The sequence below is a fragment of the Janthinobacterium sp. HH104 genome (assembly GCF_001758715.1).
In the GTDB taxonomy this organism is placed as follows: Bacteria; Pseudomonadota; Gammaproteobacteria; order Burkholderiales; family Burkholderiaceae_D; genus Janthinobacterium; species Janthinobacterium aestuarii.
In genome coordinates this window covers 36,346-56,237 of sequence record NZ_LRIB01000048.1, presented here as the reverse complement: position 1 = coordinate 56,237, position 19,892 = coordinate 36,346, and the positions used below count along the sequence as shown (strand labels likewise).

The 19,892-nt window shown below is 60.6% G+C and carries 13 protein-coding genes; 7 read left to right on the top strand and 6 right to left on the bottom strand.

Annotation, left to right across the window (positions count from 1 at the left end; translation table 11 throughout):
- Window positions 1-4: 4 nt before the first annotated feature.
- The 6 genes from JAB6_RS22615 to tssK all read right to left on the bottom strand — a co-directional run bounded on the left by JAB6_RS22615 (window position 5) and on the right by tssK (window position 10,427).
- Window positions 5-307 (bottom strand): urease subunit gamma, encoded by a 303-nt coding sequence (locus JAB6_RS22615; protein ID WP_034751936.1) that lies wholly within the window; start codon window positions 305-307, stop codon window positions 5-7.
- Window positions 308-328: 21 nt separating this feature from the next.
- A complete protein-coding gene (locus JAB6_RS22610) occupies window positions 329-1,195 on the bottom strand; it encodes an urease accessory protein UreD (RefSeq protein WP_070304677.1) in 867 nt (288 codons plus the stop codon).
- Window positions 1,196-1,325: 130 nt separating this feature from the next.
- A complete protein-coding gene (locus JAB6_RS22605; protein ID WP_070304675.1) occupies window positions 1,326-3,542 on the bottom strand; it encodes a GGDEF domain-containing response regulator in 2,217 nt (738 codons plus the stop codon).
- Window positions 3,543-3,716: 174 nt separating this feature from the next.
- The gene (locus JAB6_RS22600; RefSeq protein ID WP_070304673.1) at window positions 3,717-5,882 is read right to left on the bottom strand and encodes a HAMP domain-containing sensor histidine kinase; all 2,166 of its coding nucleotides are present in this window, start codon (window positions 5,880-5,882) and stop codon (window positions 3,717-3,719) included.
- Window positions 5,879-8,863 (bottom strand): PAS domain-containing hybrid sensor histidine kinase/response regulator, encoded by a 2,985-nt coding sequence (locus JAB6_RS22595; RefSeq protein WP_175444598.1) that lies wholly within the window; start codon window positions 8,861-8,863, stop codon window positions 5,879-5,881. The genes JAB6_RS22600 and JAB6_RS22595 overlap by 4 nt, the downstream gene beginning before the upstream one ends.
- Window positions 8,864-9,080: 217 nt before the next feature.
- Window positions 9,081-10,427 carry a type VI secretion system baseplate subunit TssK gene (gene tssK / locus JAB6_RS22590; RefSeq protein ID WP_070304670.1) on the bottom strand — a complete coding sequence of 449 codons (1,347 nt, stop codon included), beginning with the start codon at window positions 10,425-10,427 and terminating at the stop codon, window positions 9,081-9,083.
- Between the two features lie 174 nt (window positions 10,428-10,601).
- Here tssK and tssF point away from each other — a divergent pair, with 174 nt between their 5' ends.
- The 7 genes from tssF (at window position 10,602) to JAB6_RS22550 (ending at window position 19,857) form a co-directional block, all read left to right on the top strand.
- Entirely contained in the window at window positions 10,602-12,407 is a 1,806-nt protein-coding gene (gene tssF / locus JAB6_RS22585; protein ID WP_070304668.1) for a type VI secretion system baseplate subunit TssF, read from the top strand.
- Window positions 12,371-13,396 (top strand): type VI secretion system baseplate subunit TssG, encoded by a 1,026-nt coding sequence (gene tssG, locus JAB6_RS22580; RefSeq protein WP_070304666.1) that lies wholly within the window; start codon window positions 12,371-12,373, stop codon window positions 13,394-13,396. The genes tssF and tssG overlap by 37 nt, the downstream gene beginning before the upstream one ends.
- Before the next feature lie 29 nt (window positions 13,397-13,425).
- Complete coding sequence (locus JAB6_RS22575; RefSeq protein WP_070304664.1) at window positions 13,426-13,680, top strand: PAAR domain-containing protein; 255 nt, start codon at window positions 13,426-13,428, stop codon at window positions 13,678-13,680.
- A gap of 12 nt (window positions 13,681-13,692) precedes the next feature.
- On the top strand, window positions 13,693-16,290 hold the full coding sequence (locus JAB6_RS22570; RefSeq protein ID WP_070304662.1) for a type VI secretion system Vgr family protein: 2,598 nt from the start codon (window positions 13,693-13,695) through the stop codon (window positions 16,288-16,290).
- Window positions 16,287-18,197: a triacylglycerol lipase gene (locus JAB6_RS28590; protein ID WP_083292912.1), complete on the top strand. Its 1,911-nt coding sequence runs from the start codon at window positions 16,287-16,289 to the stop codon at window positions 18,195-18,197. Before JAB6_RS22570 ends, JAB6_RS28590 begins: the two co-directional genes overlap by 4 nt.
- Before the next feature lie 94 nt (window positions 18,198-18,291).
- Window positions 18,292-19,305, top strand: coding sequence for a T6SS immunity protein Tli4 family protein (locus JAB6_RS29750; protein WP_254671746.1), 1,014 nt, complete (start codon window positions 18,292-18,294; stop codon window positions 19,303-19,305).
- A 72-nt stretch (window positions 19,306-19,377) separates the two neighbouring features.
- Window positions 19,378-19,857, top strand: a complete 480-nt coding sequence (locus JAB6_RS22550; protein ID WP_070304650.1) for a GNAT family N-acetyltransferase — start codon at window positions 19,378-19,380, stop codon at window positions 19,855-19,857.
- Window positions 19,858-19,892: the final 35 nt, after the last annotated feature.

Here is a 19,892-nt window from a genome sequence, read left to right as displayed (position 1 = left end):
AAAACTACGGTATCGGGTGGTGGACGGTCACCAGCTTGCTGCCATCGGGGAAGGTCGCTTCCACCTGGATGTCGGGGATCATCTCGGCGATGCCGTCCATGACGTCGGCACGCGAGAGGATCTTGGTGCCGTCCGACATCAGCTGCGCCACCGACTTGCCATCGCGCGCGCCTTCCATGATGGCGGCGCTGATCAGGGCCACCGCTTCCGGATAGTTCAATTTCAAGCCGCGCGCCAGGCGCCGTTCAGCCAGCAGCGCGGCCGTAAAAATGAGCAGCTTGTCTTTTTCGCGGGGAGTCAGGTCCATGGTTTCCTTGTTCTTTCCTGATTAAGTGTTCCAGATGCGGGGCACGACGGCGTCGCGTCCCAGCATGGCGGGGCGCAGCAGCTGCCAGGCGGCCAGCATGACGCGGCGCGCCGCCTCGCTGTCGCCGCACAGCAGGCGCACCACCACCAGCGACTTCATGTGCGTGGCGCCAAACGCGGCGCCGGCCGGCACGGCGATCTCGCGCACGGCCGCCAGCACGGCGGGCGTAACTGGCGTGCCGACGGTGATCAGGGTGGCGCACACGGTGTGGCCCGCCAATCCCAGCGGACTGGCCATCAGCGCGCCGCCACCGGCCAGCACGCCCTGCTCCCACCACAGCAGCTTGCCGCCGCGGCGGATCTGCACCTGCTGGCTGATGCTGCCCGTGCTGAAAACTTCGCCCGAGGCGCTGCGGCCCAGGCAGACGATGTCGCAGCCGATGTAGCTGGCGTCCGGCGCCAGTTCCACTTCGTGGCGCAGGCGCACGCACGCCTGGTCGAAGAAAATGCTTTCCTGTGGCAGCCACTCGATGGCCGCGCCGCTACCGGCGCGCAGCACGATGTGCTGGCCCGAGACGTGGCCGTTGGCGCGGTACCACTTGGCGGCGCCCGGCGACGTGAGCAAGGCGTGCGCGCCCTCGCCCACCGTGGCGTCGACGGCCAGCTGGTCGCCGCCCACGACGCCGCCGGGAGGATGGATGATGATGGCGTGGCAGACGGCGCCCCCTTCCGGATACAGGGGCTTTTGCACGCGCAGGGGCCCGCTGTGCGTGCGCTCGACGAGGCGGCTGACGCCCTCGTGCAAGGCAAAGCCCAGGCGCAGGTGCGCCTGCCAGGCGCCGTGCGCGCTGGCTGGTAAAGGCGTGACTGGTCGGGTGCTGTCTGGCATGCGGGGCAATCGCGTAAATAAGCGATTACCTAAGCAGGATATGTGCCAGCGTCAGGGGAAGGAAAAGTGAGAATCGTGCACCGCGCTGCGGCGGGCGCACCGGCATGGTGCATCGGCCGCACCGCGGCGCTCAGGCCACGGCCACCGTCACGACCAGGGTGCGCCGTTCGCGCAGCAAGGCCGTGAAGGCTTCCGCAGCCAGGGGGCGGCTGAAAAAATAGCCCTGCATTTCATCGCAACCGTGTTCCGTCAGGAAGTCGACCTGTTCGCGCGTTTCCACGCCTTCGGCGATGACGCGCATGTCGAGGTTGTGCGCCAGCGAGATGACGGAGCGGGCGATGGCCGCGTCGCTACTGCTGGTGGTGACGTCGTCGACGAAGGATTTGTCGATCTTCAGCACGTCGATGGGGAAGCGTTTCAGGTAGCCGAGGCTGGAATAGCCGGTGCCGAAATCGTCGAGCGAAATGCCCACGCCGATATCCTTCAGGCGCGTGAGGGCCGCCACGGCCTTGTCAGGGTCGCCCATCACCGTGCTTTCCGTGATCTCGATGCCGAGGCAGGCGGGCGCGATGCCGTATTTGCGCAAGGCCGCCTCGACGAACGGCACCGTGCGGTCCTGTGCGAACTGTTTGCCGGACAGGTTGACGGCCACCTTGATGCTGCCCAGGCCCGCGTCGTGCCAGGCGCGGATTTGCGCACACACGCTTTCGAGCACCCATTCGCCGATGGCCGTGATCGAACCGTATTCCTCTGCCAGCGCGATGAACAGGCCGGGCGGCACCTTGCCCAGCACCGGGTTATCCCAGCGCAGCAGGGCTTCCGCGCCCAGCAAGGCACCCGTGCGCAAGCACATCTGCGGCTGGTAGTGCACTTCGAATTCATCGCGGCAGATGGCGCCGCGCAGCTGCTGCTGCATCGCCAGGCGGGCGCGGATATCGCTGCCCATGCGCTCCGTGAAGAAGGCATAATGGTCGCGCCCCATTTCCTTGGCGCGCACCAGGGCCGTGTCGGCGTGGCGCAGCACGTCATCGAGGCTGTCGCCGTCGGCCGGGCACATGGCGATGCCGATGCTGGTCGTCAGCGCCAGGCGTTCGCCATCGACGCTGAGTTCCTCGCGCAGGCCGGCCAGGATGGTTTGCACCAGCTCCAGGGTACGCCCCAGCAGGGCATCGTCCTGCAGCAGGATCTGGAATTCGTCGCCGCCCTGGCGCACCACCGTGTCGCCTTCGCGCACGCAGCCGGACAGGAAACGCGCCACCACTTGCAGCGCCTTGTCGCCGACGGCCTGGCCGTGCGAATCGTTGATGTTCTTGAAGCGGTCCAGATCCAGGCACATCAGCACCACCTGCTGGCTGTCGCGCACGGCGTTCACGCGCGCCTGCTCGAAGCGCTCGCGCAGCAGCACGCGGTTCGGCAAACCGGTCAGCGCATCGTGGTAGGAAAGGAAATCGATCAGATGCTGCTCGGCCTTGCGTTCGCTGATGTCGAGGAAGACGCCGATATAGTTGACGACGGCACCATCGGGCCCGTGCACGGTGGAGACGCTGAGCAGGCAGGGATAGGTATCGCCGCTCTTGCGCCGCGTCTGCACCTCGCCCGACCAGCAGCCGCTGCTGCGCAAGCCCTGGCGCAGGGCCAGCAGCACCGCTTCACCCGTGTATTCGGCATGCAGGCGCATGATGTCCGTGCCCACCACTTCCTGTGCCGCGTAGCCGGTGATGCGCGTAAAGGCGGGATTGGCAGTGACGATGACGCCGGCCGCATCGGTGATCAGGATGGCGTCCTGGGTCGCTTCGAAGACCTGGCCCGACAGGCGCAGCAATTCTTCATTCGCGCGGCGGATCTGCACTTCGCGTGCCAGTGTGCTGGCCACTTGCTCCAGTTCGGCCGTGCGTTCGGCCACCCGCCGTTCCAGGTTGGCGCGCTCCTGCGCCAGCTGCAGCTGCGCCCGCGCCAGGCGCACATGGGCGTCGGTGCGGGCGAGGATTTCCTCGGCCTGGAAGGGCTTGGCGATGAAGTCGACGGCGCCCAGCGCAAAGCCGCGCACCTTGTCGTCCGTGTCGTACTGGGCCGACAGGAAGATCACCGGCACCTGGCGCAGGGACGGTATCTCCTTCAGGCGACGGCACACTTCAAAGCCGTCGAGGCCGGGCATGCGCACGTCGAGCAGGATCAGCTCGGGCGGGCGCGCCTGGGCCGTCCACAGGGCCAGCTCACCGTTCGGCGCCTGGCGCACGGCATAGCCGGCGCCGCCCAGCAAATCGCTCAACAGCTTCAGCGAAGCCGGCGTATCTTCAACGATCAGTACTTCGCCCTTCGAGTTCACTTCCGAAAAATCGCGGTGCATGTAGCAGTTCTCTCAGCTTTGGATGAGGCGCGGCGGTCGGTTGCCACGCTGGACAAGACATTTCTTTGCGATGAACTACGTACTATCATCATAATCTTTATTGCAATTTAGCACCATCCATCGGCGCTACTTAGTCCTTCTTTTCAGCGAATCCGATGTTGTCAGCCCACACTTTCAAGCGTGCGCCAGCGCCCCCTCAATCTCCAGCAAGTCGCACAGCTGGCGGTACTGATGCTGGTCGAGCATGGCTTGCAGCGGTACCAGCAACGGCGCCGCCGTCGCGGGCAGGGCCGCCAGCATCTGCGCCACCCTGGCCAGGTTCAATTCGCGCAGCGCCACCAGCAAGGCGGCGCGCTCTTCCCCGGTCAACAGCAGCAAATCTTGCGCCCGCAGTGCCGGCCGCGCCTCGGGCGCCGGCGACACGGGCTGCGGCACGGGCACCTGCAGCGGCGCCTCGGCCGCCTGCGCGGGAATGCTGAAGCTGAAGACGGCGCCCTGCCCCGGCGTCGATTCCACCGTCAGTTCGCCTTCCATCAGCTGCACGAATTCGCGCGAGATGGCCAGGCCCAGGCCCGTGCCATCTTTCGGTCCCGCGCTGTCGGCCTGCACGAAGGGCTCGAAAATGCGCTGCTGGTCTTCCGGGGCGATGCCGATACCCGTGTCGCTGACGGCGAACGACAGCATCCATTGATCGCCACCGCGCCGCTCGCCGCGCACGCGCAAGGTGACTTCGCCGCCGCCGGCAAACTTGACGGCGTTCGACATCAGGTTCAGCAGCACCTGGCGCAAGCGCGTCGCGTCGAGCAGCACGGCCTCCGGCAGGCCCGCGCAATCGAGGCGCAGGGCCAGCCCCTGCTGCTCGGCGCGCATGCCCAGCATGTCCATCACTTCCTGCAACAGGGGCGCCAGCGCCACCACGGCCGTCTGCGCCTGCAGGCGCCCCGCCTCGCCCTTCGACAGTTCGAGGATTTCATTGATCAGGGTGAGCAAATGATTGCCGGAGCGGTGGATGATGGCCAGGTTGCGCTTTTCATCGTCGTGCATATTGGGCGAGGCGGCCATCAGGCGCGAAAAGCCGATCACGGAATTCAAGGGCGTGCGCAGTTCATGGCTCATGTTCGCCAGGAAGGTGCTCTTGGCGCGGTTCGCCGCCTGCGCCTGGCTGACGGCCACCGACAGGGCGCTCGTGCGCTCGGCCACCAGTTCTTCGAGGTGATGGCGGTGGCGTAGCAGTTCGAGTTCGGCCTCGCGGTGCGCCGTGATGTCGTAGTTCGACCCCACCAGGCGCATGGGCTGGCCCTGCCCGTCACGGAAGATCACGGCGTCGACCTTGATGTAGCGGATGGCGCCATCGGGCCACAGGATGCGGTATTCGTGCGTGAACGCCTGGCCGGCGCCCAGCGCGGCGCGCAGGGCCTCCTTGGCGGCCGGCACGTCGTCGGGCATCAACGCCGCGCGCCAGATCGCCGCCGGCGCCGTGCCGCTGTCCGCATCGGCCCTGAACTGCGCGTACATCTGCTCGTCCCACTGCAAGGCGCCGTTGATCACGTTCCAGTCCCAGATGCCGATGCTGGCCGCGCCGGTGGCCATCTGCACGCGCTCCTCGCTGCGCTGCAAGGCGCGGTAGCGGCTGTCGAGCAGCGCCACCATGTCGCGGATAGAACGGTACAGCGTGCGCAGCTCGCCCAGGAACCACGCTTTCGGCGGCGTGCCGAACGCTTCGCCCTGCCCCGCCTGGATGCCGGCCGCATACTGGCCGATCGCCTTCAGGGGCTTGAGCATCAGGCACCACATGAGCAGCCAGATGCTGGCCACGAGGATCACGTCGAGCGCCACGATCATGGCGCCGATGCCCAGCGCGCGCTGCCGCAGCTGCGCGTGCAGCAAAGCAGGCGTCGCATACACGGCAACGCTGCCGATGACTTGCCCGCCCATCGTCACGGGACGCCGCTGCACCAGCCAGTCCGGCTCCGCGGACAGCGAGGAAAAGCTGCCGATGGCGCCGTCCGCGGTACGGCGCAGGACCAGCGCTTCCTTGCCGATGCCCGGCGTCAGCGAGCTGGCCACCAGGTCGCGCTTGCCCAGCATGCTGCGCATGATGGCCTGCATCTGCTTTTCATCGAGATTCCACAAGGGCAGTTCGATGGCCACGGCCAGCTGGTCCGCGCTGACGGACAGGCTGCGCTGCAGCTGCTGCCAGCGCTGCTCGCGTTCGGACTGGTAAAACAGCACGGCAAACACCAGCAGCAGCGCGGTGACGACAAAGGTCAGCGCCACGCTGACGGCCAGCACGATGGACACGCCGCCCAGGCGCGCGCCCTTGGATGGGTGAAGCGTCATGCGTCTTCGCCCTGCGGCTCGCTGGCCAGCTGCGCCAGCAAGGCGCACAGTGGCTGGTATTGATGCTGTTCCAGCATGGCGGCGATGTGCGCGGCCAGCTGCGGCAGGCTGGTCGCCACGCCGGCCAGCACGATGGCACTGCGCCGCAAATCGAGGGCTTGCACGGATGCGAGCAGCGCCTGGCGTTCGTCCGCGCCCAGCTGGCCCAGCGACTGCTGCAGGTCAAATGGCGCGACCGGCACGCGCGGCGGCACGGCGCCGGTGCGCTGGAAGCGCACGCCCAGCTGCTGCTCCAGCATGGCGAACAGGTGTTCCTGCTCGATCGGCTTGCGCAGGAAGCCGTCGGCGCCGGCCGCCAGCGCTTCCTGCTTTTCTTCCTCGAAGGCGGAGGCGGTCATGATCACCAGGCGCGGCTGCACCAGCGCCGGCTGCGCGCGCAGCCAGCGCGTCAGCGCCAGGCCGTCCATGTCCGGCATGCGCCAGTCGCTGAGCACGATGTCGTAGCGCTGCGCCGCCAGCATGGCTTGCGCCTGCACGCCGCCCGCCGCCTCCTGCAGCTGGAAGCCCAGCGGCTCCAGCAAGCCGGTCAGCAGCTTGCGGCAGTTGTCGTCATCGTCGACCAGCAGCACCGTGCGCCCGCGCTGGGCCGCCGGCAGGCGCGCCACGCGGCCCGGCGCCAGCGGCGCGACGGCCGGGCACTGTACGCAGGGCGCGCGCAAGTCGAAATGGAACATGGAGCCGGTCCCCAGGGTCGATTCGACGCGCAGCTCGCCGCCCATCAGGCGCACGAATTCGCGCGAAATGGTCAGCCCCAGTCCCGTGCCGGCCTGCGCCACGGCGCTGTCGGCCTGCACGAACGGTTCAAAGATGCGTTCCAGGTCCTCTTCCGCGATGCCGCTGCCCGTATCGCGCACGGCAAAGGCCAGCGCCACTTGCCCATCGTCCTCCGCGTGGCAGGCCAGCGACAGGGTCACGCTGCCCTGCTTGATGAACTTGAGCGCGTTCGACAGCAAATTGAGCAGCACCTGGCGCAGCTTGGCGCCATCGAGACGCACCAGCGGCGGCACACCGGCACGTTCGAGCCGCAGCGCGATGCCCTGGTCGCTCGACCGCATGCGCACCATCTCGAGCACTTCGTCGAGCAAACCGTTCAAGTCCACGGGCCCCGCCTGCAGCTGCATGCGGCCCGCCTCGATTTTCGACAATTCCAGGATGTCGTTGATCAAGGTGAGCAAATGGTGGCCGGCGCGGTTGATGATGGCCAGGTTATGCTTTTCTTCCTCGAACATGCTGCTCGAATCGGCCATCATCTGCGAAAAGCCGATCACGGAATTCAAGGGCGTGCGCAACTCGTGGCTCATGTTGGCGAGGAAGACGCTTTTCGCGCGGTTCGCCGATTCGGCCTCGGTGACGGCCACCGACAGGGCGGCCGTACGCTGCTGCACCAGTTCCTCCAGGTGGTCGCGGTAGCCGAGCAGTTCCTGCTCGCTTTGCTTGCGCTCGGAAATGTCGACGATACCGCTGCGCACCAGGCGCCGCCCTTCCATCGGCAAGCGCACCAGCCGCACTTCGCAAGGGAAGATGCTGCCGTCGGCGCGCCGCACATTGCGCTCGACCAGGATGGGTTCACCGAGCATGGCGCGGCGCAGATGCTCTTCCATCATCAGTCCCAGAGGCAGACCATCGGGCTGCTCGCCCGTGTACAGGTCGAACGGTCCGCGCGCCAGCAGCGCTTCGCGCGACATGCCCAGCATGCGCTGCGCACTGCTGTTGGCGTCGATAAAACGGTCCAGGTCCAGGTCATACACGACGATGGCTTCGGGCGCATGCTCGACGAGGATGCGGAAGCGCTGCTCGCTTTCGCGCGCATCGCCCTCGGCGCGGCGCAAACGGCGGCGCTGCAGCAGCAAGGCGCTCAGCATGCACGCCATGGCGAGAAACACGGCGCCAGCCGACAGCACGGCCGCGCGGTGCTCGTGCCACAGCTGCGGCGGACGGTTGAAGAACAGGGTGTTCGGCGGCAGCCGGCTGATGTCGGCATCCCAGCGCTGCAGCTGCTCCCAGTCATACATGGGCACGGGACGGACCGGCGGCAGCAAGGCGCCCGGTGCGGCTGGCGCCTTGCCGGCCAACACGGCCAGCGACATCTGCGCCACCTGCTGCGCGGCCCCTTCGATGTGCAGGATGGAGCCGCCGAGGATGCCCTTGCCCACGTTTGTGTTGTACATGCCGAAGGCGGGCACGTTCGCCAGCCGCGCCAGTTCCCCGGCAAACTGCACGGGGGTGGCGATGGCGCCGTCCACGTCGCGGTTGACATTGCCCGTCACCAGCAGCGTATCGGCGGGCAGGCGCGCCACCTTCGCGCGCATCTGCGCCAGGGTCAGGCCGTCGAGATACTCCATGAAAACGATACCCTGCCACGCCTGCGCCGCCTGCTGCATGCTGCGCTTCAAGGCCTGGTCGGCTTCGCTGGCGCCGACGGCCATGACGATGGTTTTGGTCTCCGGGAACAGCGCCATCGCTTGCGCCAGGGTGCCGGGAAAATCGACGTTCGCCTTTTGCTGCCAGATGGCCAGCGGGCTGCCTACCGGCAAGGCCTTGCCCGAGGTGTTAATCGCCAACACGGGCACGCCGCGCGCCAGCGGCGCCAGGTCCGACAGCAAAAAATCGAGCGCCGGCTGCTGCATGGCAACGATCAGGTCAGCCTTGCGCCCCATCATCTGGGTGTATCTTAAAAGCAACAAATCACGCATCTCGTTGCGCAGCGCCGGGTCGCCCTGGGTATTGAGGTTCAGGTGCTCGACCATGATGTCTTCGCTGGCCAGGCCCGCTGCGGCCATGGCGGCCACGTAAGTGCGCGTGTACGATTCCACGCCGGCGCGGCCGTAATCGTAGGCGTTGAGGACCAGCACGCGCTGCCCCTGGTGCGGCGGTGCCGCGCCTGCAGCCAGGGCCGGCGCGGCCGCGGCGACGCATAGCATCAACAGCAATGCGCGGCCGCAGCGGCGCACCGCTGCCCTGCCCATCCCGCCGCCAGACACATCACGCATCATTCGCCATGCCCATGCTCACTCTCGCTGTCACCATGTTTCACCATTGCGCTGACTGCTCAGCGACCGACACTTACAAAAACATGATAACGTCAACTGCTGGGGCAAGTCTATTGCTTAGGGCAATCTTTTGCCAAAACAACCATCGTTACGCGGCGGTACCGCTGATGCCGAACAATTCCAGCTTCAGCCCTTTTATGCCAGACGGCACATAAATCGCAATCGCCTGGGCCTTGATCATGCTGTCATAAATGCTGCCCTTGTTATCGATCGAAAAGTAATAGGTATTGGGCCGCACTGGCACTTCAGCAGGAACCTGGGCCATATGACGCAAGTCGGCACCCGGAAGTGCCCTGCCAAGCAATAGTTCGATATTGTCCGGAGACGATATTTTGAACTGCAACGGCACCGTGGCAACCAGTTCCAGCGCCGGCATATCGGCGTTGACCGCAAGGCAGAGTTCAGTCTGACGGTCAATCCGCTTGGCATCGAGCAAGCCGTGATAGTGGGTGTTTTGTTGCGTGTCGTTGGACAGTGCAATCGGGAAGTAACGCGACAGGAGCACCGTATCGATCAAGTCGCGAATGATGCCATCGAGCTTGCCGAAACCGGGAGCCGCGTCATCGTGACAATACGCCGGCAAGTCGCTCAGCGTGTACTTTTTCGAGAACGTCATCAAGCCGCCGGCCAATGCCATCAATTTTTCAAACAAATACACGGGATGGTGGCGCCGGTAACTGGCGCAATGACTGAGCGTGGCGCTGGCCGTGCTCAGTGTATTGAGCATCCAGAACGAGGAAACATCCCCGCCATGAAATTCAACCGTATTGTTACCGGGTTGACGGTGGCGACTGTACAGCGCCTCGATTTTCGCGCCCATGCGGTCGATCAGCGAATCGAGCATTTTCTGCAACGAAGACTCGGCGCTGATGGTCAGGCCAGGCGGAATGAAGGAGGCATCGATTTCAAAGCTGCCATTGCCAGCGCGGTACAAACGGATCACCGGGATGGCAAGATAATCATGGAGCGGATCCAGTTGCGACAGCAGATACACGCGCTTCTTCAGGTAAGCCACATCGATGCTGACTGCCTCGCTGTACAGATCCGGGGTTTCGATATCCGCCTGAACATAGCGCGCGCCGGCAGAACTCACATTGCCGCCGTGTGCCTGCAGCGCCGGCAGCGCGGCGTAAAAAGTGAAACTATGTTCGCTGGAAGGCAGCTTGGACAAGTCAACTGCACTGGGCAATACATCGCCAAGCGGCGCCTCAAAGAATTCCCCATCCTGAAAGACGAGCGACATGGCGTCCGCCCGCAGGCTATTGTTGGCCAGTGCATCCGCATTCCAGCTGACGCCGTGCACGCCCCATAAATGCGGATTGATGAGTGAAGCCAGACGCTGCAAGCGCGCTTCATGGTAGCGGTCCAGCTGCTGGAATTGCTGGGGGCCGATGGCCAGCCCCTCGGACCACAGTAATTTGGATGGCAATGTCATGGCGTTCTCCATGTTGGCTGTTGGAATCATGCTGCCTTGCCAGTCTGATGTTGCCAGTTTGAAAGTCCTTGATGTTGCGCAGCAACCCTGTTCAATTATTGCGCAAACGCAATTTACCTTGGAGCAAACGCTCGGATACTGACCATTCCGCCGCGAAGACACAGGAAAAGAGAGATGGAGGACTTGCTGCCGTATTTCGAACGCGAGCTGGTGATGCTAAGGCGGCATTGCCGTGAGTTCTCCGAACGCTATCCGAGAATCGCCGGCAAATTGCACATGTCCGGCGAGTCTTGCGAGGATCCGCACGTCGAACACTTGATCGAATCGGTGGCCATGCTGGCGGCACGCATCTCGAAACGGCTCGATGACGACTATCCGCAATTTACCGAAGCCCTGTTCGAAGCCCTGTTTCCACATTATCTGCGCCCCTTTCCATCGTGCACCATCGTCCATCAGTCTGTCCCAGCGGCTGGAGCGGGTGTAATGCACCTGCCGGCCGGCAGTGAAATGGACGCCACGCCGGTACGTGGCGTACGCTGCCGCTTCAAGACGGTCTACGACATGACGACCGGAGCATCGGTACTGGAAAGCGCGGTTTTCGATGCGATGATCAAGCCGCCGCCAGGCGTACGCCTGCCAGCATCAGCCAGTTCCTCGCTGAACATCGGCATCCGGCATCTCGACGCGGCGCCCGCATCACTGCGCATCTTCATCGATGGCGAAGCTTCTTTTTCCGCCGCCTTGCGCGATGCCCTGTTCATGCATGCAGTCTGCGCTTTTGTGTCGATCGACGCGGCGCAGTGGATGGCCCTGCCCGCCGTCCCCTTGGCGCCCGTCGGCTTCGCCGACACGGATGCCTTGATACCTTTCGGTGCCCGTTCGCAACCGGCCTACCGCATCCTGAGCGAGTATTTTGCGTATCCGGAAAAATTCAATTTCTTCGACATCGATATCGCGGCGCTGAGCGCTGCCCTGCCGCCTGGTTGCCAGCGCTTTACCCTGCATCTGTGCATGGCCGGTTTGCGCTCCGATTGCGCTGCGGCGCGCATGTTGTCCAGTATTTCCAGCGACAACTTAAGGCTGGGCTGCAGTCCGGCGGTCAACCTCTTCCGCCAGGAAGGCGTGCCGATCGCCATCACCCGGCAAAAAATCGACTATTCCGTGCTGGCCCATGCTACCCATGCCCATGGTTACGAAGTCGTCACTGTCGATGCCGTGCGTTTGCTGCGCCAACGGGGAGGCGAAAGCACGCTGACCGAATTTCGCCCGCTGTACAGCCTGCGCCATGGCGAGGGCGCGGGGCAACAAGGCCATTACTGGATCGTGCGCCACGACATGGCTTTGGCCATGAAAAGTCCTGGCCACGAAAAGAAAATCACGCTGGTCGATAGCGGCTTCAATCCCTTGATCAACGAAAAAGCCAGCTTGTCGCTGTCGCTGACCTGCAGTAACCGCGACCTTCCGCTGTCGCTCAAATACGGCCAGCCGCAAGGAGACTTGCAACCGTGCGGCGGCGGACCTGCACTGCACATGCTGCGACGCCCCAGCCAGCCGCGATGCTTTTCACCCGGCGCGGGCCTGCACTGGCGGCTGATTTCGCACCTGACGCTGAATCATCACGCGCTGGTTCAGGAAGGTCTGCCAGCACTGCGTGAAATGCTGACACTGTATGACCTGTCTCAATCGGCAAGCTCGCAACGCCAGATCGGCGGCATCGTCGCACTCGCGCACTCGCCGGCCACGACATGGCTGCGGCACAAGCGCGGTACCTCGCTGGCGCATGGCGTGGAGGTGCGCATCACGCTGGACGAAGAAGCGTTCGTCGGCAGCAGCATGCACCTGTTTGTGCAGGTGATCGATCACTTTCTTGGGCTGTATGTGCAAATCAACAGTTTCATCGAACTGGTGGTGCTGTCAGGGCAAAGCGGAGAGGAGCTGATCCGATGCAAACCAAGAAGCGGACTGCAGAATCTGGTGTAGTACAACACCTGCTGGCCGAACCGTACCGCTACCAGTTTGTGCAGGCGGTGCGAATTCTGCTGTGCTGGCTACGCGAGCAGAACGTGTCCCATGCGCAAGCCTTCGGCCAGGTGTTGCGCTTCAAGAACAGCTTGTCCTTGAGTTTTCCCGCCAGTGAAATCGAACAGCTATCGCTCGACGGCAATGAACAGCTGACCCTGACGCCGACGTTCATGCGTTTTCTCGGCGTCGGCGGCACCCTGCCCTTGCACCACTCTGAACGCATCGCCGCCTACCGTTTTTCGAGCAAAGATGCTGGCGTCTCGGCCTTTCTCGATATCTTTTCACACCGCATGCTCACGCTGTATTACCAGGCATGGGAAAAGTATCGGCTGGAATCCACGCTCCAGACCCAGGCAAGGGATGTACAACTGCCTTTGCTGACGGCACTGGCCGGCGTGCGGCGCGGTGCGCTGCCGTCGAACGGCGAAGCTGACGCCGTGACGCAGGATGTCGCGGCCTGGTACGCGGGTCTGCTGCGCTGCCGCCCTGTCTCCGCGCAGGCGATTGGCCCCGTGCTGGCCGAGTACTGCGGCGTACCCGTCACCGTGCAACAATTTCACGGTGGCTGGGACTATCTGGAAAAAAACCGGCGCAGCCTGCTGGGCAGTGTCAACTTTACCCTGGCGCGTGGCGCAACGCTTGGCCTGCGGCTTTGGCGTCAGGACATGCGTGTCTGCCTGCATCTCGGCCCGCTGGATCCCGCCGGCCTGCAGCGTTTCCTGCCGCGCAGTACCGGCGCGGCGGCGCTGGCAAAGATACTGGCGCTGTTTGGCGTACCAGACCTGCAATATGAAGTGCGGCTGATATTGAGTCCGCCATGCATTACCCCCCTGCTCCTGAGTTCCAACCCGTCAGAAAGACGACGTCTTGGCTGGACGACGTTCTTGCAGACAACACAAGGCAAGGTACGCGGCGCCGAAGTGCGTTATCTGCTGCAACTGACCTGAGCAGCCCATCACTGGAAAGCGAGGCAAGCATGAAACATACGGGACGCGGCGTCATCCGGCTCGGAGACGCAACCGATCACGGCGGCAAGGTCACCAGCGCCTCATCAGGCAGCACCGTGATGGGGAAGACGGCGGCGCTGGCCGATGACACCACCTTCTGCCCCAAGTGCAAGGGCAACTTCCCGATCAAGCCCGATGGCGCCGGCGCAAAACACATGGGCAAGCCGTACGCCTATGACGGCGACGTCACCGCCTGTGGCGCCCACCTGATCACATCCCTGTAACGGAGGCAGGCCATGCATGCAAACATCCAGGCGGCACTGTCGGCCTTCGACCTCGCCGCGCAAGAACGGCGCCTGCTGAAGATCGACTTTCCCCATGAAGATGGACCTGCCGGCGCCATCCTGCTGGTCAATTCGCTGACCGCCAGGGAGGAAGTGTCGCGCGACTTCCGTTTCGAGGCCGAATTACTGTCCGATGATGCGCATATTGCGCTCAAGGCCATGATGGGCCGCATGGTGACCATTTCCATGGTGCGCGACGATGGTACGCTGCGCTACTTTAACGGCTATGTGGGCGAGTTTTGCCTGCTGCGCGCCGATGGCGGCTTTGCGTGGTACCGGATGGTGCTGCAACCATGGCTGGCCTTCGCCAGGCTGCGCCAGGACAATGTGTCCTTTCATGGCCAAAGCGTAATGCAGTTGACCGAAACGACGTTTGCCCACTACGAGCAGCGCGACTGGAAAACCAGCATCCATGGCGACGATCCGCAGATCACCTGCGCCAACCAGCACAATGAAACCGACTACAACCACCTGCACCGGCGCTGGGAAGCGCTGGGCTGGCACTACTGGTACGAGCACCGCGCCGATGGCCATACGCTATGGCTCGCAGACAACAGCACCCTGGCTGACATGATCGCCACGGCGTCCGGCGACGGCGCCATGCGTTTTCACTCCGAGTCGGGTTCCATGGAAGACGATGGCTTGCAACAGTGGCAAGCCGTGCGCCGGATCGGCTCCGGGCAACTGACCTTGGCCAGTTTCGACTATAAAAATCCGCAACCGCGCCTTGCCAGCGGCTACTCGCTGAATCGGCAGGGTGATGTATTTGCCCACGAACTGTATGAAAACACGGGCGCCTATGGCTATAAGGATGTCGATGCCGGGGAAGCTCTGGCACAACGCCGCATGGAGGAAAGCGACCATTTGCGCCAGTATTTCGAGGCGGCAGGCAATCACCGTGGCGCGCAGCCCGGTCTTTGTTTCCGGCTCGATGGACATTTCAGCGCCGAGGAAAAGCGCTATCAGCCTGGCGAGGAACGCCCGGACAGTATTGCCGAACGCGAGTACCTGATCCTGTCAGTCGAGCATAGCGCCAGCAATAATTATCAGGTCGGTCCGAACGCACCCTCCCACTATGTCAACAATATGCTGTGCGTGCGCCGGGACATCCGTTGGCGCCCGGGCCGCAGCTACAACAGCACGCCATGCACCGTTGCCGGTGTACAGACGGCGCTGGTCGTCGGACCGGCCGGGGAGGAAATCCATACCGATGCACTGGGGCGCATCCGCCTGCAATTTCACTGGGACCGCCTCGGTGAATTCGATGAGCGCAGCTCGCCATGGATACGGGTCATGATGCCGATGGCGGGTCCGCAAATGGGACAAATCGCCTTGCCGCGCGTGGGCCAGGAAGTCGTCGTGCAATTCCAGGACGGCAATATCGACCATCCCATCGTCATCGGCGTGGTCTACAACAGCGCCAATCCACCGCCTTGGCAACTGCCGCAGCAACGCGCGCTGTCCGGATTGCGCAGTCGCGAACTGGGCACCCGCAGCGCCAACCATCTCGTGCTCGACGATACCAAGGGCGCGATTCAGGCGCAGCTGCGCAGCGAGCATCAGGATAGCCGCCTTTCATTGGGTAACATCACCCGCATCGACGACAATGCCGGCCGCAGGGAAGCGCGCGGCGTGGGCTTTGAATTGGCCAGCAGCGCCTGGGGCGCCCTGCGCGCAGCCAAAGGCATGCTGATCACCACCGAAACGCTGGCAGGCGCCGGCTCCGTCAAGCAACTCGACGAAACACAGGCCCGCCTGGCGCAGGCACGCCAACTGCAGCAAGACTTGGCCGGCATGGCCGTTGATGCGGGGGCGCAAGACAGCGCAGCACAACAGGGCGCCGTCGCTGAATCCATCCAGCGGCAAAACGCCGCCATCAAGGGTGCCAGCGGCGATTTCCCGGAGCTGTCCGAACCGCATTTGCTGCTGACCAGTCCGGCCGGCATCGAGCTGAGCACGGCCCAGTCCATGCACCTGGCCGCCAGCGAGCATGTGGCGCTCACCAGCAGCAAGCATATTTCACTTGCCAGCGGTGACAGCATGTTTGCCAGCATCGCCAAGACCTTCAGCCTGTTCGTGCACAAGGCCGGCATGAAACTGATCGCCGCCAGCGGCAAGGTGTCCATCCAGGCCCACAGCGACGAGGTGGAAATCCTCGCCCAGAAAGTCTTGTCGCTGATCAGCGAAGCGGACTGGGTCAACATCAAGGGCAAGAAAGGCGTACGCCTGCACGGCGCCAACCACATGCTGGAAATCAGCGACAAGGTGCAGTTCTTCACCTCTTCCCCTGTGCTCTTCAACGGCAACCTGGAAACCTTGGCGCCGAAGAGCGTGTCGCAGGAATTTAATGAAAGGCCCGTGACCCGTTTTGATCAGGCCGTCCGCTTGATGGAAGTGGACGGGAAACCTGCATCCGATATCGCCTTTGAACTCATACGGGACGACGGCAACATTATTAGCGAAAAAAGCGGCGCCGACGGGCTGACGCCATTACAAAAAGGAGATGGCATGGACAGCTATACGATACGTTACAAGGGAGAACTGCCATGAGTGATGATAACGACTTGAATGAACACGGCAATCACCAAGGCGAGTTTCGGCAGAGTGTCGGCGGATGGGCGGAATACACAGTCAATATGACAGAAATAAACGATACCATCCGCCATGACCTAACTATTCCGCCTAAAAAAATAATCCCTATTATATTTTTACCTGGGGTTATGGGTAGCAATTTACGCATGAGCAAGGTACGCCAAAAAGAACTGGATAAATCCGACAATATCGCCTGGAGGCCAGACGACATGTTGGACGCTGCGGGAAAAATGAATGCATTCGAAGGCAATGGAATTGGCGGGTGGTTTAAAACTGCATCACCGGCGCAACGCCAAATGGCACTTGATCAAAATGAAACAGAGGTTGAATATTACGCATATACCGAAAACAAGGGCAGATTTGAGCCAAGTGGAAGTATTACCGTGACTTCTGATACAAGGCATAAAAATATCCCACACGATCTTCCTGAAGTTCCTCCATTAATTACTATCAGCAAGAAAAAACGGGCAGAACATGTATCCTACAAGTCACCAGGTGTAAAGGACACGTATCTCTCTCCAGATGTGCGAGAGACCCCGGCGCAAATTGCCAGATGGCGTGGTTGGAGTGAAATACTTTTTACAGGCGCCTACGGAGAAATGCTAAAAACTACAGAATTTTTCATGAATAACATAATAAAAAAAGGGGAAGTATTACCTATTTGGCGACAAAAATCATCAAAAAGTGAAAGAAGTTCACATCCTGAAATTACCACGCTGTTGATGAAAAATCCTCAGGAATTTGGGGCATCCTCTGGCACGGCCATTAGCGAAATCGATCTTAAAAAAATAGCTCCGTGCTGGTACCCGGTTCATGCCATGGGCTACAATTTCTTGAAGAGCAATGCAGACTCCGCAAAAGTAATTGCTGAACGAATACGTGGTCTTGTCGCAGGCTACGAGAAATGTGGTTTTAAATGTAAAGAAGTAATCTTGGTCACACATAGCATGGGCGGGTTATTAGCGCGTGCCTTGATACATCCAAAGTATGGAAACATGACTAATGATAAAAATGTAAAGATATTGGGCATTTATCATAACGTCATGCCATCGACAGGTGCTGCGGGCGCGTATAAACGCATGCGATTCGGGTTTAAGGAAAAGTCTGGTCTTAAGGCGGACGTCGAAGCAAAAATTCTTGGTATCGATGGCAAGCATGCCACAGCCGTCTTGGCGAACGCACCTGCTCCATTAGAAATGATGCCAGGCTTAGCGTATGGCTCGAACTGGCTTAAAGTTATCGATACAAAAGACCAAGTGCTGTGGAGTTGGCCTTCTGAAAAACAAACGGCATTGGAAAGTATTTATCTTCAACCAGCTAATAACTGGTGGCGTCTGATCAATCCTTTATGGGTTAACCCAGGAAATGTGCCTAATGAAAAAGGTGGCGGAGCGGAAAAAGTTAAAGCACGTTTAAAAAGAGCATTTCTATTTTCAGAATCCATAAAAAATTTCTTTCATGATACGACATACGCAAGCTATTGCGAATCAAAAGAGTATCTCAGTTACGGCGAAATAGTTTTCAAAGTAATCGATGGAATGAATGGAGGACTATTTAACTTCTCAAGAAAAGATCAAGTCCCTTCGGCGGAAAAATGGAAATTACTTAGTGATGATGCGAAGGGAATATTGACCGTTCAAGCGGGATCACGCGTATTAAAACTAAAGCTACAAACAGCGACATCACCCGGCGACGACACTGTTCCTGCAACCCGTTCGGCTCAACAAATTAAAGGCAACCTTTTTCTCCACGGACAGAAAGAAGACACCGGGTATAAACATCAGGATAGCTACGAAGACAAAAAGGTCTTGGCATCGATGATTTATTCTATAGTTCAGATCGCAAAAAAAGCAGATTTGGATTAAAATGAAAATTTTCTTTATAAGAATTTTCATTTTAACAATAATTATATCGTCAATAACCGCTTGCATACGAACCAACACAAACAAGGAGGAAGTCATGCCTGGAACTATAAAGTTAAATGATCAGCTGACAACCATATTCTCAAAAACAAAATTATTATGCTTTGGTCGCTATGCTTTGAAAGTTCCAATAGATGCGAAACTAATAATTGGAAGTGGAAATATTGACATAATTAAAGCAAACCCAGAAAAAGTCGCCTCAATAATTAATGAGGATATAGGAAAAATATATTTTAAAGATGAAACTGCACAAATTATTTACAATAAAGAAGGCCCGATCGAAAATAGCTGGCAGTTGCGTTACTACGAAGGAATTTTCGAAAAAGAATTAAGTTTACTTTTTTTTAAAACCTATATCACCAAAGGAAATTTCACATTCATCGCAGGAGATTCCGTGTCTAATGGACAAGGAGAGGAAGATGTGGCTAAGCGACAGCATGTTCTCGCCAAAAATATTCGACTGCGTGATGAAGAGGAAGTTCCTGAGGATCCCGGGCTTTGCCTGGAACATGGTTTTTTGGCGGAACAGATATATAAGACACAAGAAATCGATAGCGCAGGTATTTATATTCCAAGCCTTCCCGATGTGCGTTTTTCCATCAGCTCAAACAAGGATGCATACGGCGATTACCCACCCGAACAGTTTGAGAAAGAAGAGCGGGAAGAATTATCATTGCTTAACCGCATACAAAGCGCAAAAGATATACAGGGTAGCGATTATCCCAAGCGCACCTTGCTGCGCGAAGGCAAGCGCACTGTTCAACACTGGAAAGGCGAAGAGTCGCTGATACGGCGTACCGATGGTGTCCATGATTTTGAATGGGCATTGGTAGGCAAACCGAAAGACATCGCAAATCCGTCTGTGCTGGAAGTCAAGATGTACACCAAAGTCGCCCACAACATGGTCGGCGCCGCCGACGCATCGTCGCTGACTGACGAGGAGGCGATTGCCTTGTGGGACAAGCTGCTGTCCGGCTTGAAGTTCCGGGTGAAGGTGCCGGGTGCGCCGCTGGGTTCGTACTACATCGATCCGGACAAGCCTGCGCAGTGACAGCTGAATAAGCTCATGCTGGCGCCATGCCAGCCATTGCGCTAGCATGATCCTTTTGCCCCGAAAGCTTCCATGCCCATCACCCTGCGCCCCGCCCTGCCCCTTGATATCGACGCCCTGTGGGCCCTGCGCACGGTGGCCGTGCGCGTCAGTTGCGCCACGCATTATGCGCCGGAGCAAATTACTGTGTGGACGGCTTCGCCCGTGCCGCCAGCTTATGCCGCCATGCTGGCTGCGGGTGTCGGCATTGTGGCGATGCAGGGCGAGGCCATTGCCGGCTATGCCATGCTGGACGTAGATAAACACGAAGTCGATGCCGTGTTTGTCGATCCCGCGCGCGCGGGGCTCGGTATCGGCAAGCGGCTGCTGGCGGCGCTGGAGCAACTGGCGCGCGGGCGCGGCATTGCGCGCCTGCACCTGTCCGCGTCGCTGAACGCTGTGCCGTTTTACCGGGCCGCAGGATTTATCTCCTTGCGCGAGGAAGCGTATGCGCATCCCAGCGGCATCAGCCTGGCCAGCGTGGCGATGGAAAAACAGCTGGTAACCGCCTGAGCCGTCAGTCTTTGCTGGCAGCAGCTTCGGACTCG